Source organism: Chitinophaga ginsengisegetis (genome assembly GCF_900168065.1).
GTDB lineage: Bacteria > Bacteroidota > Bacteroidia > Chitinophagales > Chitinophagaceae > Chitinophaga > Chitinophaga ginsengisegetis.
In genome coordinates this window covers 201976-228302 of record NZ_FUZZ01000004.1, presented here as the reverse complement: position 1 = coordinate 228302, position 26327 = coordinate 201976, and the positions used below count along the sequence as shown (strand labels likewise).

Annotated in this window: 27 protein-coding genes; 16 read left to right on the top strand and 11 right to left on the bottom strand. The window is 47.6% G+C overall.

The window, feature by feature from the left end; translation table 11 throughout:
- Positions 1-29: 29 nt before the first annotated feature.
- Together B5Z18_RS23635 and B5Z18_RS23630 are read right to left on the bottom strand one after the other, a co-directional pair.
- Positions 30-1007, bottom strand: coding sequence for a FecR domain-containing protein (locus B5Z18_RS23635; RefSeq protein ID WP_079471998.1), 978 nt, complete (start codon positions 1005-1007; stop codon positions 30-32).
- 47 nt (positions 1008-1054) lie between these two features.
- Entirely contained in the window at positions 1055-1618 is a 564-nt protein-coding gene (locus B5Z18_RS23630) for an RNA polymerase sigma-70 factor (protein ID WP_079471997.1), read from the bottom strand.
- 650 nt (positions 1619-2268) lie between these two features.
- Here B5Z18_RS23630 and B5Z18_RS23625 point away from each other — a divergent pair.
- From B5Z18_RS23625 to B5Z18_RS23595, 7 genes are all read left to right on the top strand, one after another.
- Entirely contained in the window at positions 2269-3627 is a 1359-nt protein-coding gene (locus B5Z18_RS23625; RefSeq protein WP_079471996.1) for an acyl-CoA dehydrogenase family protein, read from the top strand.
- 74 nt (positions 3628-3701) lie between these two features.
- A complete protein-coding gene (locus tag B5Z18_RS23620) occupies positions 3702-4457 on the top strand; it encodes an SGNH/GDSL hydrolase family protein (protein ID WP_079471995.1) in 756 nt (251 codons plus the stop codon).
- A 174-nt stretch (positions 4458-4631) separates the two neighbouring features.
- Complete coding sequence (locus tag B5Z18_RS23615; protein WP_133256189.1) at positions 4632-5132, top strand: lipocalin family protein; 501 nt, start codon at positions 4632-4634, stop codon at positions 5130-5132.
- A gap of 182 nt (positions 5133-5314) precedes the next feature.
- Positions 5315-6160 (top strand): alpha/beta hydrolase, encoded by an 846-nt coding sequence (locus B5Z18_RS23610; protein ID WP_079471993.1) that lies wholly within the window; start codon positions 5315-5317, stop codon positions 6158-6160.
- 81 nt (positions 6161-6241) lie between these two features.
- On the top strand, positions 6242-7351 hold the full coding sequence (locus tag B5Z18_RS23605; RefSeq protein ID WP_079471992.1) for an SPFH domain-containing protein: 1110 nt from the start codon (positions 6242-6244) through the stop codon (positions 7349-7351).
- A gap of 57 nt (positions 7352-7408) precedes the next feature.
- A complete protein-coding gene (locus B5Z18_RS23600) occupies positions 7409-8533 on the top strand; it encodes a TFIIB-type zinc ribbon-containing protein (RefSeq protein ID WP_159454403.1) in 1125 nt (374 codons plus the stop codon).
- Positions 8534-8763: 230 nt separating this feature from the next.
- Complete coding sequence (locus B5Z18_RS23595; RefSeq protein ID WP_079471990.1) at positions 8764-9336, top strand: DUF4142 domain-containing protein; 573 nt, start codon at positions 8764-8766, stop codon at positions 9334-9336.
- A gap of 62 nt (positions 9337-9398) precedes the next feature.
- Here B5Z18_RS23595 and B5Z18_RS23590 read toward each other — a convergent pair whose 3' ends face one another.
- From B5Z18_RS23590 to B5Z18_RS23555, 8 genes are all read right to left on the bottom strand, one after another.
- Positions 9399-9809: a DUF6691 family protein gene (locus tag B5Z18_RS23590; protein ID WP_079471989.1), complete on the bottom strand. Its 411-nt coding sequence runs from the start codon at positions 9807-9809 to the stop codon at positions 9399-9401.
- Position 9810: 1 nt separating this feature from the next.
- Positions 9811-10386: a YeeE/YedE family protein gene (locus B5Z18_RS23585; RefSeq protein WP_079471988.1), complete on the bottom strand. Its 576-nt coding sequence runs from the start codon at positions 10384-10386 to the stop codon at positions 9811-9813.
- A gap of 27 nt (positions 10387-10413) precedes the next feature.
- Positions 10414-10686 carry a GNAT family N-acetyltransferase gene (locus B5Z18_RS23580; protein ID WP_079471987.1) on the bottom strand — a complete coding sequence of 91 codons (273 nt, stop codon included), beginning with the start codon at positions 10684-10686 and terminating at the stop codon, positions 10414-10416.
- 11 nt (positions 10687-10697) lie between these two features.
- On the bottom strand, positions 10698-11141 hold the full coding sequence (locus B5Z18_RS23575; RefSeq protein WP_079471986.1) for a (4Fe-4S)-binding protein: 444 nt from the start codon (positions 11139-11141) through the stop codon (positions 10698-10700).
- Positions 11142-11143: 2 nt separating this feature from the next.
- A complete protein-coding gene (locus B5Z18_RS23570) occupies positions 11144-11545 on the bottom strand; it encodes an OsmC family protein (protein ID WP_079471985.1) in 402 nt (133 codons plus the stop codon).
- Positions 11546-11554: 9 nt separating this feature from the next.
- The gene (locus tag B5Z18_RS23565; protein ID WP_079471984.1) at positions 11555-12184 is read right to left on the bottom strand and encodes an alpha/beta hydrolase; all 630 of its coding nucleotides are present in this window, start codon (positions 12182-12184) and stop codon (positions 11555-11557) included.
- A 1-nt stretch (position 12185) separates the two neighbouring features.
- Complete coding sequence (locus B5Z18_RS23560) at positions 12186-13118, bottom strand: ring-cleaving dioxygenase (RefSeq protein ID WP_235016001.1); 933 nt, start codon at positions 13116-13118, stop codon at positions 12186-12188.
- A gap of 64 nt (positions 13119-13182) precedes the next feature.
- Positions 13183-13719, bottom strand: a complete 537-nt coding sequence (locus tag B5Z18_RS23555) for a YceI family protein (RefSeq protein WP_079471983.1) — start codon at positions 13717-13719, stop codon at positions 13183-13185.
- A gap of 319 nt (positions 13720-14038) precedes the next feature.
- Here B5Z18_RS23555 and B5Z18_RS23550 point away from each other — a divergent pair, with 319 nt between their 5' ends.
- The 9 genes from B5Z18_RS23550 to B5Z18_RS23510 all read left to right on the top strand — a co-directional run bounded on the left by B5Z18_RS23550 (position 14039) and on the right by B5Z18_RS23510 (position 24377).
- Positions 14039-15493: a TolC family protein gene (locus B5Z18_RS23550; protein ID WP_079471982.1), complete on the top strand. Its 1455-nt coding sequence runs from the start codon at positions 14039-14041 to the stop codon at positions 15491-15493.
- Between the two features lie 12 nt (positions 15494-15505).
- Positions 15506-16495, top strand: a complete 990-nt coding sequence (locus B5Z18_RS23545; protein WP_079471981.1) for an HlyD family secretion protein — start codon at positions 15506-15508, stop codon at positions 16493-16495.
- On the top strand, positions 16495-17661 hold the full coding sequence (locus B5Z18_RS23540) for an ABC transporter permease (protein WP_168771360.1): 1167 nt from the start codon (positions 16495-16497) through the stop codon (positions 17659-17661). The genes B5Z18_RS23545 and B5Z18_RS23540 overlap by 1 nt, the downstream gene beginning before the upstream one ends.
- Positions 17654-18829 carry an ABC transporter permease gene (locus B5Z18_RS23535; protein WP_079471979.1) on the top strand — a complete coding sequence of 392 codons (1176 nt, stop codon included), beginning with the start codon at positions 17654-17656 and terminating at the stop codon, positions 18827-18829. Before B5Z18_RS23540 ends, B5Z18_RS23535 begins: the two co-directional genes overlap by 8 nt.
- 3 nt (positions 18830-18832) lie before the next feature.
- On the top strand, positions 18833-20200 hold the full coding sequence (locus tag B5Z18_RS23530; RefSeq protein WP_079471978.1) for an exonuclease domain-containing protein: 1368 nt from the start codon (positions 18833-18835) through the stop codon (positions 20198-20200).
- A 109-nt stretch (positions 20201-20309) separates the two neighbouring features.
- Positions 20310-21239, top strand: coding sequence for a phosphoribosylaminoimidazolesuccinocarboxamide synthase (locus B5Z18_RS23525; protein WP_079471977.1), 930 nt, complete (start codon positions 20310-20312; stop codon positions 21237-21239).
- Between the two features lie 53 nt (positions 21240-21292).
- Positions 21293-21871, top strand: a complete 579-nt coding sequence (locus B5Z18_RS23520; protein WP_079471976.1) for an LpqN/LpqT family lipoprotein — start codon at positions 21293-21295, stop codon at positions 21869-21871.
- A gap of 111 nt (positions 21872-21982) precedes the next feature.
- Positions 21983-23779, top strand: coding sequence for an ABC transporter ATP-binding protein (locus tag B5Z18_RS23515; RefSeq protein ID WP_079471975.1), 1797 nt, complete (start codon positions 21983-21985; stop codon positions 23777-23779).
- 157 nt (positions 23780-23936) lie between these two features.
- Entirely contained in the window at positions 23937-24377 is a 441-nt protein-coding gene (locus B5Z18_RS23510) for a DUF3276 family protein (RefSeq protein WP_079471974.1), read from the top strand.
- 288 nt (positions 24378-24665) lie between these two features.
- Here B5Z18_RS23510 and pgi read toward each other — a convergent pair whose 3' ends face one another.
- Positions 24666-26321, bottom strand: coding sequence for a glucose-6-phosphate isomerase (pgi, locus tag B5Z18_RS23505; RefSeq protein WP_079471973.1), 1656 nt, complete (start codon positions 26319-26321; stop codon positions 24666-24668).
- Positions 26322-26327 lie beyond the last annotated feature (6 nt).

Genomic DNA, 26327 nt, shown 5'->3' with positions numbered 1-26327 from the left:
CATAAATAAGGAAAAGAGGGTTTGTTGTTCTACTGGCCGATGACGATGGAATCGCCGTCCTGTTGATAGTGGAACCCAAGCAATAGTTGTAATTCATGCAAAACATCATCGCAGGACTGATTGCGGAATGTAATCGTAGCTTTTTGCTGCGATGCAGTTTCCCTGTATTTTTCATCAACCCTGATATCTTTTGCGTAAAAGTCGGCTAATTGTGGCAATATTTCAAGCAGTGTCTGGTCATTAAATTGCAAAATACCTGTTTTCCAGGCAATGAAATTCAGGTTGTGGTTATTGTTGGCATACAGCTGCCCGTTGCCCCACACACCGCGCTGTCCACTATTCAGGATTACAGCGGCGGTATCGCCTTCCACACCGAGTTTTACACTGCCGGAAGCAACGGTAACGGCGGTACTGTCTTTCCCTGTTTGTACGGTAAAGGAAGTACCCAGTACTTCAATCACCGATTGATTGGGCGTTTTTACTAAAAACGAATGTTCCGGATCACTGGCTATTTCAAAGAAGGCTTCTCCTTCCAGTTCCACGATACGCTGGTTGTGGTGATAACCGTTGATATACCGGATCATAGCGCCCTGCCGGAGTGTTACCATTGATTTATCAGGTAATTCCAGGCTTTTTATTTTACCATCGTTGGCTGCCAGTTCATGTTTCTTCAGCGACGAGCGAGTTTCCAGCCACCATGCGCCGGCAGTCAGCAATATCAGGATAGCTGCAGCGGCAGCATATTTGGTGTAAAGTGCCTTTACACGGGACGGCGCCGGTTGTATCGCCTGGTCTGTTTTATCCCAGGCAGCGGCAGTATTGTACTCCCGCCTGGGCACAACTGCAGCGGGACTGTCCTGCCATAGTTTTGCAAGTACCTCATATTCTGCCCGGTTTTCGGGAGAAGCTTCCAGCCATCGTTGCAGGGCAGCAGATTCAGCTTCCGTACATTGACCAGACAGATTTTTGGCAATTATCTCATGCAGGTAGGTATCAAAATGCTCCATAATACAGTGTGCTCTACTTAAATAACGCTCATTAATATAACAACCCTCTATAGGGGCATGAATATTTTTAGTAAAAACAGGATACTGACAGGCAGTCCATACTGCTGCAAATATTTCCGCAGCAGCTTCAATGCCCGCCCCATGTAGTTTTCAACCGTTTTGGCGGAAAGACCGAGTTTGGTGGCCGCCTGTTGATGTGTCATTCCCTGCAACCTGCAGCAGGTGAATACTTCCCGGCATTGCGGGGGAAGGTTGGCAATAGCTTCATATACCAGTTGCTCATAGTAAGGCTTTGCATTTTCAACTTCCTTTGCGTCGGGATCTTCCGCCGTTTCTGCCAGCCATTCAAAGCCCTTGTTACCTGCTTCCTCTGTACTTTGTTTGCGTAGCACAGAAATAGAATTATTCCGGACCGCACGGAACAGGTATGCCTTTATATTAGGTATGTCTATCAGCTGCCGGTGTTTCTCCCAAAGCTTAATAAAAGTTTCCTGTACAACATCTTCTGCTGCTGCATCGTCTTTCAGAAAACTATAGGCATAGTTACATAAGTCATTGTATTGTGAATGAAATAATTCTTTATATGCCTGGTAAGAAGGTGATGTAATCATTTAACCTTCAGGAAGTTTTAGTATATGAAATGATCGCTGCGAAAGTAACTATCTTTTTGAAAACAATTACAGTTTACACATTACAGATAATATTTTTATTTAGAAGAAAAGATTAATATTTTTTTTGAGAGAAGTAGAGGGATTCGCAATTTTCTGCGTCAGCAATATAACAGCTATGCCTATATGTTTGTTAGAAGTTAGTTTTTTTTAGTTGTGTTTTAAACCGGGGTTGCATATGGTTCTATGCAACCCTATTTTAAACTCCCGCCATTTTCCTCTATTCTGTACTCATTATTGGCAACCCCAAATTATCCTGATCTGCCATCGGTGCGGATATTGTCTTTCCCTGGATTACGCTGATTACACTGATTTTTTTGGATTTTCAACAGATCCCGTTTATCTTTATAATCTGCATAAAGTGTTGATATACAGTTCTTTTCTCTGACGGAACCCTTCGCAGGAATTTCCCGGAACCCCCTATAGCGCATTGATACACAATGCATTACCGATCAAGTCCACGTCCCCTCCACGTCAGGTCCAGGTCCTCTCCACGTTAAAGGCATGTGTAAAGCATGTGCTAAGTATGAACCAGCTATTGTCCACGCCATCTTTAAGTCCATATTCCGTATTTTTAAGCAAAACCATGCAAGATGTCCGGACCTCTCACGAAACTGAAGAATGCATACCACCTGCTGAAGAGCATCGATTTCGCCATGCTGGCCAAACTCTCCGAAAAAGTAGACTTGCCAAAGGTGATGGAATCGGTTGGAAAAATGGATGATACACAACTGAACGGGTTAATGAAAATGCTCACCAGCAGCAGTAAGAAGAAAGAACTGCCGCCTATTGAGGGCGACTTCTACGACCTCGGGGCAAAACTCAATGCGGAAGACAGGGCCCTGCAACTGAAAGTACGGGCATTCATGGAAAAGGAAATCAAGCCCATCGTTAATGAATACTGGCTGAAAGCGGAATTCCCTTTTGAAATCATTCCCAAATTCAGGGAGCTGAATATCTGCGGCGTTACCTACGACGGATACGGCTGCCCTAACCGGTCGTTCCTGATGGAAGGTATCATTGCAATGGAAATGGCGCGTATAGACGCCTCCGTGGCAACTTTCTTCGGCGTTCAAAGCGGACTGGCAATGGGATCTGTTTATATGCTGGGTTCCGAAGCGCAGAAACAGGAATGGCTGCCGGGCATGCAGCAGCTGAATATTATCGGCGCCTTTGGGCTTACCGAACCGGAAGTTGGTTCCGGTACTGCAGGCGGACTAACCACTACGGCTAAACGGGAAGGGGATACATGGATATTAAACGGCCAGAAGAAATGGATCGGCAATGCCACCTTCGCGGATGTAATTGTTATATGGGCAAGGGATGTGGACGATAACCAGGTGAAAGGATTCCTGCTGAGAAAAGATACGCCCGGCTTCAGCGTGGAAAAGATCCATGATAAAATGGCGCTCCGTATTGTGCAGAATGGATTGATCACGTTGAAAGATTGCCGCATTGCAGAATCCGACCGTTTACAAAATGCATCTTCCTTTAAAGATACGGCCCGCGTACTTCGCATGACACGTGCAGGTGTGGCCTGGGAAGCGGTAGGTTGCGCACGTGGCGCCTATGAAAATGCCTTGGCGTATACGCAAACACGTAAACAGTTCGGAAAACCTATTGCCGCTTTTCAGCTGATCCAGGGGCACCTGGTGGAAATGTTGTCTAATCTTACTGCCATGCAAACAATGGTATTCCGCTTATCGGAAATACAGGATGCAGGCGGACTAAAAGACGAACATGCCTCACTGGCCAAAGTGTTTTGTACGCTGCGTACCCGCGATGTAGTAAGCCGTGCGCGGGAAGTAATGGGTGGCAACGGTATTTTGCTGGAGTATAATGTAGCGCGCTTTGTGGCCGATGCAGAAGCTATTTACTCGTACGAGGGCACAAAGGAAATCAATTCCCTGATTGTGGGCAGGGCTATCACTGGTTTCAGCGCGTTTGTATAAAATATCAATTCTTTTTTATAGTTTAAGTGCCTGATTGTGGACTATGCCGCAACTAACATTTAATCCGGATCGTTATGAATTCATCAAACAGACGTAATTTCCTCAGGAATGTTTCCCTGGGAACCCTTGCTGCCATCAGCATTCCAGATATTGTTGCCGCCGCAACGGTAACAGAAAAACCTAAGAAGATAATACTGAAAAAAGAAAGCGTGGTATTGTTCCAGGGCGATTCCATCACCGACGCAGGCCGTAAACGCGATAACGATCAACCTAATGCAGGCGGCGCACTGGGCGGCGGTTACGCGCTGATGGCCGCATCAGCTATGCTGTTAAAAAATGCAGATAAGAATCTGAAGATATATAATAAAGGCATCAGCGGAAATAAAGTATTTCAACTGGCCGACCGCTGGGATATCGACTGCCTGGTGATTAAACCTGATGTGCTGAGCATCCTGGTAGGTGTAAATGATTACTGGCACACGCTGAGCAACAACTATAAAGGCACGGTGCAAACTTACCGCGACGACTACGATAAACTGCTGACGCGCACCAAAGAGCAGCTGCCGGGTGTACAGCTGATCATCGGTGAACCCTTTGCGGTAAAAGGCGTGAAGGCCGTAGATGATAAGTGGTATCCCGCTTTTGATGAATACCGCGCTGCTGCACGGGAGCTGGCCGATAAATACCAGGCTACTTTTATTCCTTATCAATCTATTTTTGATAAAGCACAGAAATCAGCGCCGGCCGCCTACTGGACCGGCGATGGTGTACACCCCAGCGTAGCCGGCGCCCAGCTGATGGCGGAAGCCTGGTTGCAATGTGTAAAATAAAAAAGTGTGTAAAATAAAATATAGATCACCGGGGCAATCGCTTCACCCGGTGATTTTTTTTCTCCGTCCTTCTCCTCATTTTTTTGATTAAGTATTTATACTGAGATGTGAAACGCAGGTGCACACTAGCTTTGCACCCATTAACCCTTTGTTTCACAATTTTTATATTTAATCATGAGAAAAGTTTTAATGTTCCCCCGGCAGCGTGTTGCCCTCTTACTGGTTGCTTTTATGAGCGTATTGTTTTTTACACAATGCAAAAAAGAAAAGAACAAACCGGGTAACGAAGAAGGAATGAACGCCGCTTTCCTGGTGGGCAAAAAATGGCAGATCAAAGCCATGACTATCAGTCCCGGTTTAGAGGAAGAAGAAGTGCAGGATCTTTATAAAGATCTTCCCGCATGCACAAAAGATGATTACGTGATCTATAATGCAAATGGCACCGGTGTGGAAGATGAAGGCCCCACCAAATGCGACGGGAATATGCCGCAAACGCGCACCTTTAACTGGAACCTGAAGACAGACGGCACATTGGAACAACCGGTAGAAGATGATTTTACCGGAACTTTCAAGGCAGTGAAAACAAGCGCCACGTCATTTACAATTACCGGTACCGGCAAATTCGGTGATGATACCGTAACCCGGACCATCGTAATTACCTGCAACGCTATTTAGTCAACCAGGTCAGGAACCAATAACCTTTGCTACAGTGCTGTTTTCATTAGCATAAACACTGACAGGATCTGCATATCCTGCCGGTTAGATCTGAACACGGCTTCCCTTTTGGGAAGCTGTTCTTTTATCTGCTCCTTTCTTTTATTACATTTGTTTCATTATATGAATTTGAAAATCCGGTTATGAAACAAATAGTTGTCTTATTAATGATGTTAGGAGTAAATACAGCCATTACCGCGCAACAGCGGAAGATCCATCTCTGGCCCGCTGCGGTGCCCGGTGAAACAGCCGCCAAACAAACCGCAAAGGTAACGGCAGATGGCAGCAATAATGTAACCCGGCTCACCGATGTTACAGATCCTATCCTGGAAGTATTTCCGGCGGAAGCTTCTAACAGCAATGGCGCCGGCATCATCATCTGTCCCGGTGGTGGTTATAGTATCCTGGCCATTAACCTGGAGGGATACGAAATAGCCGCCTGGCTCAATAAACTGGGGTATACTGCTTTTGTATTGCAATACCGGGTACCCAAAAAAGAAGCCGGCGCCCTGCAGGATGCACAACGCGCTATCCGCCTGGTGCGCAGCATGGCATCAGAATGGAAGCTGGAACCCGGCAAGATAGGAATGATGGGCTTTTCGGCAGGTGGAAGTCTTACTGCCAGGGCCTCTACGCAATATAACGTGCATACCTATACGCCAATTGATAAAGCAGATTCCTTATCTGCACGCCCGGCTTTCAGCGCACTCATTTACCCCGCTTATCTTGATAAAGGAGAAAACAGGGCGCTCACCCCTGAACTGACATTAAGCAGTGAAACGCCTTCCATGTTCCTTTTTGCCACTGCAGATGATTTCTATGGCAACAGCGCCCTGGTAATGGCCGGCGCCCTCCGCGCCGCCAAAGTGCCGGTGGAACTGCATTTTTATGCCAAAGGTGGTCACGGATACGGCTTGCGTAACGGCAACCCGGCAGGGGAAGCCTGGCCTTCGCTCATGGAAAAATGGCTGAAAACCGTGGTGAAGTAAGTTTACATAAATTATAACTTTTCGTAAGTAGCTTTTCGAGGGAATAATTGGCTAAATTTGATCCACTTAAAACCTGTTACCATGGGAATTTTTGATAAACTCAGGAATGAATTTATTGACATTATTGAATGGACCGACCCGTCCGCAGATACCATTGTGTGGAAGTTTCCCCGCTACCAGAATGAAATAAAAATGAACGCCAAGCTTACCGTGCGTGAATCACAGGTGGCCGTTTTTATGAATGAAGGTAAAATTGCCGACGTATTCCAACCCGGCATGTATACGCTTACTACACAGAATATGCCTATCCTGAGCACCTTGCAGGGATGGAAATATGGCTTCAACAGCCCTTTTAAAGCCGATGTGTTCTTTGTGAGCATGCGGCAGTTTACCAACCAGAAATGGGGTACCAAGAACCCGGTAATGCTGCGTGATGCGGAATTTGGACCGGTGCGACTGCGCGCATTCGGCAGCTACGCTTTCCGCGTAAAGGATGCTGCACAGTTCCTGAAGGAAGTAGCGGCTACCAACCCCGAATTCACCGTGGAAGGGATCAATGAGCAACTGCGTAATCTCGCAGTTTCGCGTGGTATGGAGGCCGTGGCAGAAGCAAAGGTGCCGGTACTGGACCTGGCAGCCAATTATGAAGAAGTATCCACCCAGATCACCGGGAAGATAGGCACTGAATTTAATGAACTCGGACTGGAACTGACCAAGTTCCTGATAGAAAATATCTCCCTGCCACCGGAAGTGGAAGCGGCACTGGACAAACGCAGCAGCATGGGCATTGTGGGTAACCTCGGCGCATATGCACAATTCCAGGCAGCCAACTCAATGGAAAAGGCAGCGGAAAACCCTTCCGGCGGCGGACTCGCAGCTGCAGGCTTAGGCGCTGGTATGGGCGCAGCTATGATGGGACAGGTAGGTAACATCTTCCAGAACAATAACCAGCAGGCCAACGCAGGCGGTGGCGCACCACCTCCGTTACCCGGCGCTGCCCCATTTTTTGTGGCAGTAGATGGCAAACAAACCGGCCCCTTTGATGCGGATCAACTCCGTCAGCTGGCCGCTGCGGGCAGCCTGAATGCCCAAACCCTTGTGTGGAAAACCGGTATGGCCGCATGGGCGGCCGCCAATACAGTGCCGGAACTGGCGCCGGTATTAGCCACCGTACCACCACCATTACCTTAACAAAAGCAGGCTTGCCGGCATCATGCGATGCCGGCAGCATTATATCCATACGTTCCTATGTCTTTTGAGGAAAAAACAAGCGAAACAGTTAACTCGTTGAAATGCCAGAACTGTGGCGCTATACTGCATTATGCACCAGGCACCAACAGCCTGAAATGTGAATACTGCGGTACTGTGAATCAGATTGAGGATGATACGCAGCCCGCTGCTATTCAGCCCATAGATTATGACGCTTTTATTGCTTCCCAACAAAATCATACAGAAGCTACCCAACAGGCGGTAGTAGTGAAATGCGTTGGTTGCGGCGCTTCCACTACCATGCTGCCCAATGTAACCGCCGATTCATGCCCGTTTTGCGCGTCGCCACTGGTGGTGGATACCGCGCAAACCACGTCCATCCTGCAACCGCATTATGTATTGCCTTTTGTAGTGAGCGACAAAACCGCTGTGGACCACTTTCAAACCTGGATGAAAAAACTCTGGTTTGCCCCATCCGACCTGGTGAAGAAAGTAAAAGACAGCTCCTCACAGCAACTGAAAGGCGTATATATCCCGCACTGGAGCTATGATACAGATACTTATACCGAATACTCCGGTTCCCGCGGCGAATATTATTATACTACGGAAAGTTATACAGTAGAAGTAAATGGCCGCACGGAAACCCGTACCCGGGAGGTACGGCATACCGCATGGTATCCTGCTTCCGGTAATGTAAACAATAACTTCCGCGATGTACTGGTATCCGCCAGCCCGTCGTTGCCGCTGAAAATGGCGCAGATCCTGGAGCCCTGGCACCTCGATCAGCTAAAGAAGTACGATGGCCGCTACCTCAGCGGATTCCGGGCGGAACTGTACCAAACCAATGCTGAACAGGCATTGGTGATCGCTAAAAAAAGAATGGACCCGGTGATCCGTGATGAGATCTGTAATGATATTGGCGGCGACGAACAACGTATCGATGACTACGATGTGGAATACAATCAGCTTGGCCTGAAGTACCTGCTACTGCCGGTTTGGATCAGCGCTTACCGGTACAAAGGCAAACTCTATCATTTTGTGGTAAATGCCTGCACCGGCGAAGTAACCGGCGATCGTCCGTACAGCTGGATGAAAATAGTGGGCCTTATTCTCGCTATCATTGCCGCTATCATTATTATTTATCAGTTCGCTCAATCTCAGTAAGAGCGGGCGTTTATAAAAGGAAAAGGTTATTGTAATTATTACAATAACCTTTTTTCTTGCGCGTTACGGGGAAAACAATCTACATTTTCCTGGTGTCAGCTCGCTTTTGAGTTTCCTCTGAAATCCTTTGCTGTATTGTATTTGAAGGATATTCGTTTTCAGGGTACCGTTTTTGCAAAGTTGAATGATGTAAAACAGGCACACCTATTACAAACCCAAAACAATATGCAATGAAGAAGCTACTTATTTTATCGGCAACATTTTTAACCGTGTGGATGACACAGTCGTGTAACAATACAGCGAAGAATCCACAATCGGAAACACCGGTAGACAGTGCAAAGGATATTAATGAAACTGTTAAGCCGGTAGATGAAAAATCATCTGAATTTGCGGTAGAGGCTGCGAATGGTAGTATGATGGAAGTAGAAATGGGTAAGCTGGCACAGGAGAAAGCTCAGAGTACAAGGGTAAAGGCTTTTGCTACCATGATGGTAAACGATCACTCCAAAGCAGTGGATGAATTAAAGGCGCTGGCCGGAACAAAGGGTATCACTTTACCGGCAGAATTATCTACAGAAACAAAGAAACATATTGAGGATCTGGGTAAGAAAACCGGTAAGGAGTTCGACAAAGACTATATGAGTATGATGGTAGACGACCACGATAAAGACGTGAATAAATTTGAGAAAGCAGGAGATAATGTAACAGACGAAGACCTGAAAACCTGGGCCAGAAATACATTGCCTACACTGAAGGCGCACCAGGATTCCGCGAAAGCAATTAAAGATGCTTTGAAAAAATAATTATCCGTGAATGTAGAGAATAGCAACCGTAGCTTCAAGGGCCAGCTCCTTGAAGCTTTTTTTTAGTGCGGCAGTTTCGGTTTTAACGCACCATATATCCAGGTGCCGGCAATAGCACTCAGTAATGTAACACCCACTACGGTGAAGCCGGTGCCGATCTGCGCAAACAACGGACCCGGACAAGCCCCGGTGATGGCCCATCCCACGCCAAAGAGCAACCCTCCGAAGATCTGTCCCTTATTAAAAGTTTTAGGCGCTACCGAAATAGGTTCGCCCTGGATGGTTTTGATCTTAAACCGTTTGATCAGTTGCAGGGAAATGATTCCCGTAACTACTGCGGTGCCAATCACGCCGTACATGTGAAAGGAAGTAAGCTGAAACATTTCCTGGATACGGAACCAGCTGATCACCTGCGCCTTTACCAGCACAATACCAAAGAAAGTTCCTGCCACCAGGTACCTGATATTTTTCATGTTAGTTCAGCCATTTAAAAAGGTAAGGAATAAGCAGGTTGGCGCTGAAGAAGCCACCGGCCATAAAACAACACGTAGCCACCAGTGATGGCCATTGTAAATTAGACAGTCCCATAATAGAGTGACCGGATGTACAACCGCCGGCATAGCGGGTACCAAAGCCCACCAGCAATCCGCCAATAACAAAGAATACCAGTCCTTTCCAGGTAAACACGTTGGACCAGCTGAATATTTCCGGCGGTAGCAAAGCCGAATAATCATGCACGCCGTAAGTGGCCAGCCGGGCCTGTGTAGCCGCTGCCACCTGGATATCGTTGCCATCCTGCAGGTAATGCCCCGCAATAAATCCGCCCAGTAAAATGCCGGCCACAAAGAAGAGGTTCCACGCTTCTTTTTTCCAGTCGTATTTAAAGAAGGAGATATCCGCCGGGAAACATGCCGCACAGATATGCCGCAGTGAGGAAGAAATGCCAAACGCCTTATTGCCCAACAGCAGCAGCACGGGCACTGTAAGGCCAATCAGCAACCCCGATACCGACCAATGCCAGGGTTGCTGAATGAATTTCAAAAATTGCATAGAAAAGGAATTTAGGAGATGATAAAGTTATAAAAGATCATTGTATTCAGGATGTCTTTTCATATAGGCATTCACGTAGGGACAGTAAGGTTTTACTTTCAGGTGGTTTTCCCGGGCATATTCCAGTACGTATTTGGCCAGTTGTCCGGCGATGCCGCGGCCTTCCAGTTCCGGTGGTACTTCTGTATGCATAAAGGCAATGCCGCCGGGGAACAGGGTATAGGCTACCAGTGCGGTATGGCCTTCCACTTCCGTTTCAAACTGTTTCTTTGCAATGTTGTTCCTGATGGTGAGTTCCATATAAAGGTTGATTAGGATTTGTCTGAGAAATTGATTTTAGTATGTGTGCCATCGCAGTAAGGCTTGTTGGATGACCCGCCGCAGCGGCAAAAAGCAGTTACCTTGTTTTTGTGTGTTTCCTTTCCTGTGGCATCTCTTACAATGATATTGCCATATACCAGCAGTGGCCCGTTCGGAGTAGGTTCCACAATGCTCTCCGCGGTGATCTGTGGTTCCACGCCGCCCTGTTTTTCCACGTCTGCATTCATAAAAAAGCTCAGCGCGCCGGAAGGGCAATGTTTGATCTGCGATACAATCTGTTCAGTGGTGGCTCCCTGCGCATTAATCCAGGGCTTTTGGTTTGGATTGAATACGGCTGGCAGCCCGTGAAAACACATCTCCGAGTGGATGCACACATTTGGCTTCCATACAATGGTTACCTCTCCGTTGGAGTAGTGTTTGGTGATGTCTTTCATCTTTATACGGCTTTTGTGTTCATAATAATGGGATGGCTCAATACTTTATGAATAGGGCAGGAGCGCGCTATCTGCTCCAGCCTGGCTATCTGTTCTTCACTAAGATCACCGGTAAAGTGCATGTCGATATCAATGACGGTGGTAAGCGGGTCCGGCTTCGCGGCGCTGTTAAAGCGCAGCTCAATTTCAATGTTCTCTACGGGCCACTTCTTCCTGTCGGCGTACATTTTAAGCGTGATAGCGGTGCAGGAGCCCAGGCTGCTCAGCAGTAATTCCCCGGGCTGGGGACCGGTATCGTCGCCACCGGCTTCTATTGGCTCGTCTGCCAGCCAGCGGTGGTCTCTTGTATCTATTGACACCTGGTAAGGGCGGCCGGATAAACTGACTCTAACTTCCTGGTCCATATATTTTTTTTACTGAAAATTATCTTTCATCCATTCTGCTGCCAAAGTAATATCGCGTTGTACCAGGTTATGACCGGCAGGAATATCGAATGTACTTACTTTAAAGCCATTGCTGTTAAGCAGGGTGGCATAAGCAGCTGTGGCTGCGGGATCTACGGTGCCGTCCTGTGTGCCGGCGCTCATAAATACGGGTTGTTGCCGCGGTGTTTCGAAGCTGTCTTCTATACCGCCCAATGGCTGCATAGGACGGAACAATAGCGCGCCGGCCAGCAGCTCCGGGTATAAGATAAGCACGGCGCCCGCAATATTGGCCCCGTTGGAATAGCCAACAGCAATCAGTTTATTGATATCAAAGCCCTCTTTAGTGGCTAGTTCTTTCAGGAAATGCACCATTTCATGCGTCCTGAAATGTACATCTTCTTCGTCAAATACGCCCATGCCTAAACGACGGAAGAACCGTGGCATGCCGTGTTCCTGTACGTTGCCTCTCAGGCTGAGGATATTGAAACCTTTTCCCAGTGATCCAGCCAGTGGTAATAAATCCCGTTCGTCTCCGCCGGTGCCATGCAACAGCAGTAGCGTATAGGCGGTGGGGTTACCCACCGCTTCGTATACATACTGCATAGGTTTAAAATCCATATCAGTCCAGTTTAATCAGTTTTTTCACAATCTCATCCCGCTGCGACTCGTACTGCGGCGGCAACATCAGGTGCGTGCCCAGTTCGGCTGCCGGCTCATCTACGGTGAAGCCAGGTACATCGGTAGCCAGTTCAAACAACACGCCGCCCGGCTCCCGGAAGTAAACAGACCGGAAATATTTACGGTCCAGCTGCGGCGTAACGTTTAAGCCACGGTCTTCCAGCAGCTGACGGTAGTGCATTTGCATATCGTCGTCTTTCATCCGGAAAGCAATGTGGTGCACACTTCCGCCGGCAACATGCCCACGGGATTCTCCTTTGGCTTCTACCAGGTCAATATAATTGGCGGTATCACCAGCCGGACTCACAAAGCGGTAACGGTTGGTATGATGCTTATCCAGTTTGTAACCAAACACTGATACCAGCAGGTCGGCAGTAGGCTGCACATCTTCCAGCGTAAGGGTAACATGATGGAATCCACGGGTAGCATTTTCTTCGCCCACTTCATTGGTTACCCACGGTGTGCGGTTGTCCGGCTTTTCCGGAACAGTCAGTTCCACTTTCAATCCATCGGGGTCAATAAAGGTGAGGTATATTTCCCCGAATTTGGAAGATGGTTTATTATAGATGATGTTCTCTTTTTCAAATCTTTTTAACCAGAAGTCAATGCTGCCTTCCGGAATGCTATAGCCTACCTCGGTAGCCATGTGGGTACCTCTGCGGCCGGCCATAATATCTTCCCAGGGGAAGAAAGTGAGGATAGTACCGGGCGTGCCGGTTTCATCTCCATAATAAAAATGATAGGTGTGGGGATCATCAAAGTTCACCGTTTTCTTTACAAAACGTAATCCCATCACACGGGTATAAAAATCAAAGTTCTTCTTCGCATTGCCTGAAATGGCCGTGATATGATGCAGGCCGGTTATTTCATTCATAATTCCCCCTTTTTTAAAGTTGGCTGTTAGTTTTTGCGGGTGCAAAAACTAACAGCTGATAATCTTACTGCTTTTTGATCAGTTGCACTTCTCCGTAGATTTTTACATCATCGCCCACCAGTACGCCACCGGCTTCGGTAGCCGCGTTCCAGTTAAGGCCGAAATCTTTACGGTTAATTTTCCCGTTAATGGTAAAACCGGCTTTGGTATTACCCCAGGGATCTTTTACCACACCACCGAATTCTACGGCGAGTTTGATGTTTTTGGTTACCCCGCGGATGGTCAGATCTCCGTAAAGTTCATAAGAGCCGTCGTTGTCAACGTTCTCATATTTGGTAGCTTCGAAAATGATATCCTTGTAGGTGTTTACATCAAAGAAATCCGGGGAACGAAGGTGTTGATCCCTGTCGGCGCTGCCTGTTGAAATAGAATCTATATCTACCGCTACTCTCACTTTCGCTGTCATAAAATCTTCTCCTTCTGTTTCTGCGTCCACGGTGAAGTTGTTGAATTTACCATTGATATTGGTAATCATCAGGTGACGGATTTTGAATCCAAGCTCACTGTGACTGGCGTCGGCTACCCATTGTTGTTTTGCCATAAGTAAATGTAGTTTTATAATGAATCAAAGAATTATAATGCCGCGTAAACCGCTGCAGGACTTTATTTTAACAAGATCAGGAACTTATTGTTCAATCTTTTGTATCACAAATATCGGGTGAAAACTGATGGGTTCAAATGGATCAAATACACATAATGATGTACTTTTTGTGTATGCGCTAAAGGTAATAAATATTACGATAAGCCCTTTATTATCAAATGATGTATAATTTTTTTCAAATACTTCAAACATTATGCATGAAAGATTGTTTTGAGGTGTTAAGGTCAAACCGGAACCTTCCTGATGTAAAGAAAACCGTATGAGATATTACTTGTTTCTAATTCCGTTACTGCCAGTATTGTATGCACACGGTCAGCAAAACGGACAACAGCTCACTTTAAAGGAATGTTACCGGCTTGCCAAACAGGGAAACACATTGGTGCAGCAGGCGCAGCGATCCCTGAAAGCCCGAGAGTATAACCTGCAGGCAGAAAACAGGTCGTATTACCCCAAAGTGGATCTGCTGGCCGGCTACAACTACCTCGGTAAACCACTGGAAATAAATCTGCAACAGGTAAAAGATGGCGTGGTGAACGGATCATCTGCCCAAAGCGTGAATACAGCCAATACTGTTTACCAGCAAATTACCGGGCAGCCGCTTCCGCAAAATGTGCAGGACGTTATTTATAATACCACCAAAGGGATCATTAATACGGTGTACCCCGATTATAACCCGGAGCTGACCAAACAATCTTATTTCACCGCGGCGCTCGCACTGCGGCAGCCTATTTACCTGGGTGGCAAAATTGCTACTGCGCAACAGCTGGCCAGAACACAGGTAACCGCCGGGCAGTTTAACCAACAGGTGGTGGAAAAAGGATTGTTCTTTGCCATCAGCGCACAGTACCTCCGCATCCTTTACCTGAACACTATTCTTGCGCATGAAGCCGTGATCGTGGAATCTTTTAGGAAGAACCGTGATTATGCCACCTCTTTAAAAGATAACCAGATCCTGCCGCCATACCTGCTCAACTGGGCACGGGTGTCTTTTGTGCAGGCCACCAACCGGTACAACAACCTGGAACTGGAAAAGGAAAACGCGCTGCTGGAACTGAACGACTTACTCGGGCAGCCGATTGAAACCCCTATAACAATTAACGACACACTGGAATATGAACTGAAGCCGGTAACGGAAACGGGCCAACTGGAATTACTCCGCAATAACCCTACTTACCGCCTGGTGGAAAATAAAACGGACCTGGCAAATGTAGCCGTGAAGGCTTCCCGGTCGCTCGCCCTGCCCAATGTTTTTGCCATCGGCAGCTTAAACCTGTATCAGAAAGACCTGCCGGTAACGATACCACCCTGGCTCATCGGCGTGGAAATGCAATGGAACCTCTTCGACGGCTTCCAGAAATATAAGCGCACCAAAGCCAGTAAAATGCTGGTGGAAGAAGCGCAGATGGCCGCCCTGAACACCAAAACCTCGCTGGAGCTGCAACTGAAAGTAGCGATCAATAAAATGAAAGCCCTGCAGAATGATGTGGCATCGCTGGATAGCGCGCGGCAACAGGCGCACCTCACCACTACGCTGGTAACTGACCGTATGCAAAACCAGTTGTCGTCTGTAAAAGATGTAAATGATGCACTGCTGCAGGAAGAGGAAATGCAGAAGATTTACTACACCGCCGTGATGGGCTATTACCTTGCACTGGCGCAATACTGGAATGTAATAGGTACACCGGAACAATTTGCAGAATACGTTGACAGATAAACAGATTTTTTCATGAGAGCTGTATTAAAAAATTATTGGGCCCTGCTGATCCCCATTGCTATCCTGGTTATTGCGCTGATCTTCTTTGTAAAGAAGCCGGCAGCTGCAGATAAATCAATGATAGGCATGGTGGACGCCGATTATGTGGATGTGGCAGCAGAATTCCCCGGCCGCCTGGATAGTCTCCTGGTAAAACAGGGTGATACCATCCGCAAAGGACAGCTGCTGGGCGTGCTCCGGTCTACCGAAATCAATGCCATCCGTAACCAGGCGCAGGCTGCCATTGATGCAGCAAAAGGACAGCTCACATTGCTGCAGAAAGGCGCCCGCCCCGAAGCCATCAAAGCCGCCGATAACCTGTACAATATTACCCAGCAACAGTATGAGCTGATGCAGAAAACCTATCAGCGTATGCAAAACCTCTTTAATGATGAGGTAATTTCAGGACAGGAAAAAGACCTGGTGTATTTCAAACTGCAGGCCGCCAAAAAAGAAATGGAAACGGCCAAGCTGAATATGGATATGCTGCAACAGGGGAGTCGCCCGGAACTGATCACCACCGCTTCCGCTATTGTACGCCAGGCGGAACAGGGCTACGAACTCACCAAAGCATTATCTGATAACACTTATATCCATGCGCCGTCAGATGGTATTATTACTTCAATGGTAATAGAAGAAGGAGAAATAGTGGCGATCGGTTATCCGCTGATGACTATCCAGAAACCGGCTACCTATCATATTACGTATAATGTGCGCCAGGATGATATGCAGCGTTTCCCTTTAGGCGCCCGTGTTACTGTGCGCGTACCGGGATGTGATCCTGAAAATTTTGAAGCGGAGGTACATAAAGTAGCTCCCTCGCTCACTTTCGCCAACTGGGTACCGGTAAAAGAACAGGGTAAATTTGAACTGCGCACTTTTACGGTAGATCTGAAACCCGTTAACCAGGCGGCTATCAAAGGCTTGCGCCCTGGTATGACTGCCTCCATGAACCTGCCATGATGCGTTCCATTATCCATATCATGATCAGGGAATGGAAGCGTATACTTACCCTCCCGGAGCACTACATTGTATTGCTGGTGTTGCCACCATTGGTATGCCTGCTGTATGGTTATATCTACAATAACCAGTTTGCCCGCGATTTGCCGGTGGCCATCTGGGATGAGTCGCATTCGCCTTTGTCGAGGAAGTTTGCGTTTATGCTGGAGCAAACGGAGAGCATCCACATTACACAGCAGGTAGATAACGAAGCCTCCGTGCAGAAGATGATGGAACAGGGCATCATCCAGGGCGCTATCCATTTCCCGGAGAAAATGGACGACCATATCAAAAGCCGTCAACCGGTGTATATCACCGTGTACACCAATACCGCCGCCGTAGTAACGGCGAAGCTGATCTATAAAGATGCCGCCAAAGTATTGATTACGGCGGGTTCGGGCGTTACGTTACAGAAGTTTGTAAAAACGGGCATGCCCGCCGGTAAGGCGATGGCGCTGGTACAACCCATCCGGCTCACGTCTTACATGCTTTATAATCCGCAGTACAATTACCAGCAATACCTGGTGCCGGGGTTAATTGCGGTGGCGCTTCAGATGATGATCATCATGGTAACAGTGCTGGCTTTGAACCTCGAAGAAAAAAGAGGCACGTTTGCAGAACTGAATGCAATGGCCAATGGCTCTGCCTCCAATGTATTGCTGGGAAAGGGTTTGGCGCACCTCAGCGTAGGGTGGCTGCATTACATCCTGGTAACGTGTATTGTGTTCCCGCTTTTTGCACACGGAAGGATAGGCGGCTCCTGGCCGTTGTTCATCCTGTTTACGTTGCTGATTATGGGATGTATCAGTATTGGCCTGATGGTGTCTGCCATTGTGAGCGATGTAATGGTGGCCTGCGACCTGGGCCTGTTCTATACTTCGCCGGCTTTTGTATTCAGCGGCTTTACTTTTCCCCGCTGGGCCATGCCGTGGTACGACCAGTACTACGCCTGGCTGATGCCCTTTACACCTTTCCTGGATGGATTCTTCAAAGTGTACTTTATGGAGTTGCCGATGCACTATGTATATAAGGAAGCCGGGCAACTGCTGATCTATATAGCAGTAACGTTCCCGGTGGCATTGTTGTTCCTGCAACGGAAACTAAATAAACTCTCTTTACAGCATGCGTGATTTTTTTCAGCATATCACCCGGTTGTTCCTGCGGGAAGTAAGGCTGGTGGCCACCGACCACAGCTTGTTGCTTACCCTGCTGATAGCGCCGCTCCTCTATGCTTTTTTCTATGGCAGTATTTATAGTTATAAGGTAGAAGAGAAAGTATTACTGGCCGTTGCCGACGACGACAAAAGTGAACTATCCCGCGCCTTCCTGCAGCAGCTCAATAAAATGCAGATTGCAGCCGTAACAGGCGCGAGGGACTTACAGGATGCGCAGGACAAAATGTACTATGGCGAATGCCAGGGCTACCTGTATATTCCCCGCGGCGTAGAGAAAAAAGTGCTGGCCCTGCAACAGGCCGATATTGTGCTGGCTGTGAATGCCGCGCGGTTCCTGCCTTCCAGCGAACTGGCCGGCGGTATTACCACGCTGGCGCTTACCGTAGGGGCGGGGGTACGGCTGAAGTATAATGAAATGCAGGGATTGAATTCTCAGATGGCTTTGCGGGAAACCCAACCGGTGAATCTCGACTACCGGCCAATGTATAACGCCCGGTCCAGTTATGGTGCGTTCCTGCTACCGGGGCTGCTGGCGCTCATATTGCAGCAAACGCTGCTGATCGGACTTTCCGAAAGTATGGCGCTCGACAAAGAAAAAGGACGCGTACCGGAACTGGTGAAAACCGGCGGTGGCGGCCTGTCGGCCACCCTTTGGGGGAAGGGCCTTTTTTATATGCTGCTTTTTTGCTGTTATGCTTTTTTCTTTATGACGGTTAACTATACCACCCTCAACATCCCCTTCCGCGGACGGGTGCTGGATGTGGCGGTGGTGTTCTTCCTTTTCTTTTTTACGCTGATCCCGCTGGGGATATGGCTCGGAAGCATGTTCCGCAGCCAGCTGATGGCGGCGCAGATGATGGTGTTTTCCACGTACCCGGTATTCCTCATCGCCGGCTATGCATGGCCGTATGAATCGCTGCCGGTACCGCTGCAGTGGGTATCGTCGATGGTGCCTACCACGCCTTTCCTCAGGGTGTACCAGTCCATCGTACAAATGGGCGGTACCCTGGGCGATAATGCGGCTTCTGTATTGCATTTGGTGGCGCTGTCAGGGTTTTATACCCTGCTGGCCTTACTTGGATTAAGGCGCTTGAATAAGCGGCAACAATCCATATATTTGTAGCTGATGTATGCAATTGTAGATATTGAAACGACGGGCGGGCATGCCAGCGCCAATGGTATAACGGAGATCGCCGTTTTCCTGTATAACGGGAACGAAGTCACGCAGCATTACCAAACCCTGGTAAACCCCGGAATCCCCATTCCTTATTACATAGAATCACTGACAGGTATCAGCAACAGTATGGTGGCGGATGCTCCTCCCTTTGAGGCCATCGCTCCTTTATTATACGACCTGCTGAAAGACCGGATCTTTGTAGCCCATAATGTAAACTTCGATTACTCCTTTATAAAGCACCAGCTGGCTAATGCAGGGTTCGACCTGCAATCAAAGAAGCTGTGCACGGTACGGTTGGGACGCAAAATATTCCCGGGGCTGAAATCATATAGCCTGGGTAATATCTGCCGCCATTTCAGCATACCGGTAAATGGCCGGCACCGGGCCGGCGGCGATGCGGAAGCCACCACCGTGCTTTTCGGGATGCTGCTGGCCAACGATAAAGAGAAGGTGATCGCTTCCATGCTGAAGGTAGGATCAAAGGAACAGTTCCTGCCGCCTAACCTGCCACCGGAACAGGTAAAGGGATTGCCGGCTCACCCCGGTGTTTATTATTTCCACGATCACAAAGACAAAGTAGTATACGTAGGCAAAGCAAAAGACCTGGCTAAACGGGTGAACAGCCATTTTACCGGCCATAGCACCAGCCGCCAGCGGCAGAATTTCCTGCGTACCATTCACCGCATTTCCTACCAGGAAACGGCTACGGAGCTGATGGCCTGCATCCTGGAATCTGTTGAAATAAAGCGCCTGTGGCCTGTTTTCAACTACGCCCAGAAACGGGTGGAGTTCAGGTATGGATTTTACCTGTTTGAAGACCAGCAGGGATACCTGCGGCTGGCCATAGAAAAGAAGCGGAAGTATTCGCACCCCGTACACAGCTTTAACCTGCTGATAGATGGTCACCGGCTGTTACGCTCGCTGATAAAGGAATTCCAGCTGTGCCCCAAACTCTGCTTCCTGCAAAAAGGCGATGGCACCTGCGCCGGCATTACCGCCGGTACGTGCAAGGGCGCCTGCCAAAAGGTAGAACGGCCCGAAAGCTATAATGAGCGCATGAAAGCGGCGATTGCATTTTTACAGGAACAACAACCTTCCGTGATCATCGTAGACAAAGGCCGCAACAGCAGCGAAAAAAGCTGCATCCTGATGGAGAAGGGCCGTTTTTATGGAATGGGTTATGTGCCCGCAGAAGTGAATACCGCCGAAGCAGCGCACGTGCGGGATTATCTTACCCCTTACGCCGAAAATGAAGTGATCATCAGCCTGCTCCGGCCTTACGCCAGCAACAGCAGGCAGTTGTCGGGCATCCGTTAATCATCTCCCGAAAAAAAATTACACGATCGTAATAAATCAAGTGATTCATGATTACTTTTGCATCTCGTAAAAGTGGTTTTCATCTTTAATTATTAATATTTTTTTATTCATGTTAGAGTCAAATTTCAAATTACCAGGTCAAACTGCCTTTTACAAAGGGAAAGTACGTGATGTTTATACCATTGATGACAGGCTGATGGTAATGGTAGTAAGCGATCGTATCTCTGCATTTGATGTGGTGCTGCCACGCCCGATCCCCTACAAAGGACAGGTGCTGAACCAGGTTGCGGCCATTATGCTGGAAGCGACTAAAGATATCGTTCCTAACTGGGTAAAATCTTCTCCGCTGCCAAATGTAACTATCGGGCTGAAATGCGAAACTTTCCCGGTGGAAATGGTGGTACGTGGTAACCTCACTGGTCACGCCTGGAGAACTTACAAATCCGGCGAACGTGTACTGTGTGGTGTAACGATGCCGGAAGGACTGAAGGAAAACGATTTCTTCCCGTCGCCCATCATTACTCCAACTACCAAAGCGCATGAAGGACATGATGAGGATATTTCCCGTGATGAGATCATCGCACAGGGATTGGTAAGTAAGGAGGACTACGAACAACTTGAAAAGTATACCCTCGCCTTGTTTGAAAGAGGTAAGGAAATGGCCGCCAAACGCGGACTGATCCTGGTAGATACCAAATACGAATTCGGTAAAATCGGCGATACCATTTATGTTATCGACGAAATTCATACTCCTGATTCTTCCCGTTATTTTTACGCGGAAGGTTATGAAGAGAACCAGAAAAACGGCGCCCAGCAGAAACAGCTCAGCAAGGAATTTGTACGTGAATGGCTGATGGCAAACGGTTTCCAGGGTAAAGATGGTCAGCAGGTACCGGAAATGACAGACGAATTTGTAACAAGCGTAAGCGAACGTTACATTGAACTGTTTGAAAATATTACCGGTCAGAAATTTGTGAAAGAAGAAGTAGCGGCTGCGGATGCAGAATCCAGGATAATAGCTGCACTGAAAAGTTTATAATCACCCAATCGCTCCGGTGCAACGCCGGAGCGGTTTTTTATCCCTTGTGCACGATGAAACTACAATTGATCTCCGCAGCAGCAGTTTGTTTGTTAAGCATTGCAGCCTGCAACAATGCGTCCAAATCCCCTAAAGAATTAAGCAGCGAAGAAGTACTGGAGCTGGCAGGGAAATCGCCGGGCATGAACGCCGGCAGAGGAACCTTTACGGTAAATACCCCCACCGGCTGGACAAAGATAGATACCGTGATGAGCCGGATTGAATACACCTTTATGATGGCGCCAATCACCGACGACAGCACCTTTCAGGCCAATGTAAATATTGTTACACAGGAACTGAAGAAAGGATTTACGCTGGATAAGGTGATGGAAAGCACCCAGAAAGAAATGGAAAGTTTCTTCGTGGATTATAAAAAGATAGATACCGGCGAACGTACCGTTACCGGCGTAAAAGCCAAATGGATGAAATGCCAGTATGCCCACCGCGAAAGCGGTACCCTGCTTAACGGAGAGGTAACCATCCTGGTGAAAAATAATATCGCTTACGCTATTACCCTCACTACACTTGCCAACGACCTGGTGAAATATGAACCGGCGCTGGAAGAGATCCTGGGGTCTTTTACCGCGAAGTAAAGTATATATTTTTTTGAGAGAGGACCCGGGCGGAGAGATTATCTGCCCGGGTCTTCTCCTTTATAGCTATATGCTTCGAATGCCTTATTTTTGTTTGCAAATTGACGACCATTGAAACACCTTGCCGCGCTTAATAAATACTTTCTTACCAATAAATGGCTGCTGATCCTGGGATTGTTGTTTACCGCTATATCCATTGTATTCAGTGTTTTCCAGCCTATCATGGTCCGCCAGATCTTCGACCTGCTGGCGCATAATATCGACGAATACCGGTTGCTGGATAATACCGCGCTGAAAGTGGCATTCCGTGCCGATTTCACGCATGTACTGGCGTTTTACGGCGTAAGCATCCTCATCTTCGCATTACTGAGCGGATTCTTTCTGTTCCTGCAACGGCAAACGCTGATTGTGATGAGCCGTCATATTGAGTATGATCTGAAGAATGAAATTTACCAGCATTATCAGAAGCTGGATCTTAACTTTTTTAAGATGCATCGTACCGGCGACCTGATGAGCCGTATTACAGAAGATGTATCACGGGTACGCATGTACGTAGGTCCTGCTATTATGTATGCATCCCGGACTTTATTTCTCATTGTGATCATTGTATACCTGATGTTGCAGGTAAACCCGTTGCTGACGCTGTATACCTTATCGCCATTGCCTTTCCTGGCCTTAACCATTTATTATGTGAACAGGATTATTCACCGTAAAAGTGAGCGGATCCAGGCCCAGTTATCCAACATCACTTCCATTGCGCAGGAATCTTATTCCGGTATCCGCGTAATAAAATCATATATCCAGGAAGATGCAAGCGCGCGTCATTTTGAAGAAGCCAGTGAAGCGTATAAAGATAGTTCTATCAGTCTTGCTAAAACAGATGCCCTGTTCCAGCCCACTATGGCGCTGATGATTGGCCTGAGTGTGATCCTTACTATTTTCATTGGCGGTATCCAGGTGATCCGGGGGAACATTACGGTGGGCAACCTGGCGGAGTTTGTGATTTATGTAAACATGCTGATGTTCCCGTTCTTTTCTATCGGGATGGTAGCGTCTATGATCCAGCGTGCGGCGGCCTCACAGCAACGTATAAACGAATTTTTACAGATAGCGCCTGCTATTAAGGATGAGCCGGATGCGAAATCGGTGAAGCTGAAAGGAGGGGTGCGCCTGGAGAATGTAACCTTTACTTATCCGCATACGGGGATTACCGCCATCAGCAATTTTAACCTGCATATCAAACCGGGGCAGAAGGTAGCGGTGATTGGCAGAACGGGTTCCGGTAAAAGTACGCTGGCGCAGCTGCTCATCCGGATGTACGATCCGCAGGAGGGGAAGGTGATGGTAGACGACCAGGATATCCGTCACCTCCGGCTGGCCGATTTGCGTGGCCAGATCAGTTATGTACCGCAGGATGTGTTCCTGTTTTCCGACAGCATTGCCAATAACATTCGCTTCGGCGATCCGAGCGCCAGCATTGAAACCGTGCAAACCGCTGCCAGGCAAGCTTCTGTGGAGAAAGACATCCTGGGCTTCAACGACGGCTTTGATACCGCCATCGGGGAGCGGGGCGTAACGCTCAGCGGGGGACAGAAGCAGCGGATCTCCATTGCGAGGGCGCTGATCAAGGATCCCAATATCCTTATCTTCGACGACTGCCTCTCTGCCGTAGACGCCCGCACCGAAAAAGAGATTATAGGTAACCTGTATGCCTATCTGAAAAATAAAACTGCCATTATTATCACTCACCGGATCTTTGCCTTGTTTGAGTTCGATAGCATAATTGTACTCGATGAAGGAAAGATTGTAGAGCAGGGGACACATAATGATTTATTATCATTGAATGGATACTACGCAGAACTATACGCGCGTCAGCAATCCGGCGATGATGAAAGTGTAAGTGAGTAGCAATCATGTGCTTGTATATACCCTGTCGCAGCCCGTTACACGCGGCTTTTATGATTTTTCAAAATCATTTAAAAATATTTTGATATTTGTAAAACAATAGTATATTTGTCTCTTATTGTAACAGGATTTGATTCGTTAACACTTAAATCTATCAACTGTGGCGTACGAAAACAACAATCAACAGGAAAGAAACAATGATAGCATCTTTTCTAAACGATTGAAAGCGGGCAAAAGAAGAACGTACTTCTTTGATGTAAAGACCACTCGGGGAAACGACTATTTTCTTACTATAACAGAAAGTAAGAAGCGTTTTAATGACAACGGTTATGACAGGCACAAGGTATTCCTGTACAAGGAGGACTTCAACAAGTTCCTGAACGCACTAACCGAAACCATCAACTATGTTAAAACTGAGTTGATGCCCGATTTCGACTTTGATGCCTACAACCATGATTATGTGCAGGAAGAACAGGACGAAACAGAAGCAGATGGATCTGAAGTACGCGCTTCAGTAGTCCCTGTAGAGGTGGAAGTCCCTGTTGAGGCGTCAGTAGCCGCCCCGGCTTCACATAGCTCTGATGAGGTAGACAAATGGTAAGATTTTTACTTAGAGATTTTTACAAAAAATAATAGGCAACCTCCGGATTTCTCCGGGGGTTTTTTATTGTTGCGGATTTTGTCTTTCTCAGGATTAACCTGATTATACTGATTTACTTTTTTGATTTTATAAATGATTAAGGGAGATATAGGCGGTATTCGCCTATATCTCCCTTATTTTATTTCTCAATTTTATCTTTTCTTAATCTTTATAAAATCAAAAAAGTAAATCAGTATAATCAGGTTAATCCTGAGAAAGACAAAATCCGCGTTCGCCGAAGGCGAACAACTACGCCGTACGCATGCCTTTCCACGCATTGATCAGTCCATTCGTACTCGCATCATGGTTCAGTATGATGTCGTTGTTTTCCAGTTCAGGCAATATCTTACTCGCTAACTGCTTGCCCAGTTCCACACCCCATTGGTCGAAGCTGTAGATGTTCCAGATTACACCCTGCACAAAGATCTTGTGTTCGTACAGCGCAATCAGTGAGCCGAGTGAGCGTGGTGTTATTTCTTTTACCAGGAAGGAGTTGGTAGGACGGTTGCCAGGGAAAATTTTCGATGGCAGGATCTTCGCAATTTCTTCAGCAGGAGCGCCGGACTTTTCCAGTTCTGCACGTACTTCTGCTTCTGTTTTACCATTCATCAGCGCTTCTGTTTGTGCAAAGAAGTTCGACAACAGTTTCACATGATGATCACCGATAGGGTTGTGGCTGATGGCCGGTGCGATGAAGTCGCACGGAATCAGGCGGGTGCCCTGGTGGATGAGCTGATAGAATGCATGCTGACCGTTGGTGCCTGGTTCGCCCCAAACGATAGGACCGGTTTCGTAACTAACGGTATGGCCTGTACGATCTGTGGATTTACCGTTGCTTTCCATATTTCCCTGCTGGAAGTAAGCGGCAAAGCGGTGCATGTATTGGTCGTACGGCAGGATGGCTTCTGTGGCGCTGCCAAAGAAGTTGCCATACCACAGGCCTATCAGCGCCATGATAATAGGTATATTCTGTTCTGCAGGAGTGTCGGCGAAGTGCCTGTCTACCGCATGGGCGCCATCCAGCAACTGGGTGAAGTTGTCGAACCCGATGGTGAGTGCAATAGATAAACCGATAGCAGACCACAGGGAATAGCGGCCGCCAACCCAATCCCAGAATTCAAACATATTTTTAGGATCGATACCAAAGGCGGTCACCGCTTTTTCGTTGGTAGATAAAGCGGCGAAATGTTTAGCTACAAATTTCTCATCTCCCGCGTGTTCCAGGAACCAGTTGCGCGCAGTGTGTGCGTTGGTCATGGTTTCCTGTGTGGTAAATGTTTTGGAGGCGATGAGGAACAGGGTTTCGTCCGGTGTTACTTTTTTCAGTGTTTCCGCGATGTGTGTACCATCTACGTTAGACACGAAATAGGTTTGGATGTTAGGCTTCCAGTAAGGTTTCAGGGCTTCTGTAACCATTACCGGGCCGAGGTCGGAACCACCGATACCAATATTTACGATGTAACGTATAGGCTTGCCCGTGTATCCTTTCCATTCGCCGGAATGGATCTGGCGGCAGATGTGATCCATTTTGTTCAGTACTGCTTTTACATCGGGCATTACGTCTCGGCCATCGAGTAAAACAGGTTTATCGGACGTGTTGCGTAAAGCGGTATGCAGTACGGCACGGTTTTCTGTAACGTTTATTTTTTCTGCACCAAACATCGCTTTGATCGCATCCGCTACGCCGCACTCTGCTGCCAGTCCTAATAACAGGCTGCGGGTATCTTCCGTAATAATATTCTTGGAATAGTCGAAAAGGATGTCTTCAAATTTCAGGGAAAACTCACTGAAGCGTTCTTTGTTTTCCATAAATAAGGCACGCATATGTACCTTCTTCATTTCTTCAGCGTGTTTCTTTAAGGCGTCCCACGATTTGGTGGTTGTTGGATTGGTAGATGGAAACATAGTCGT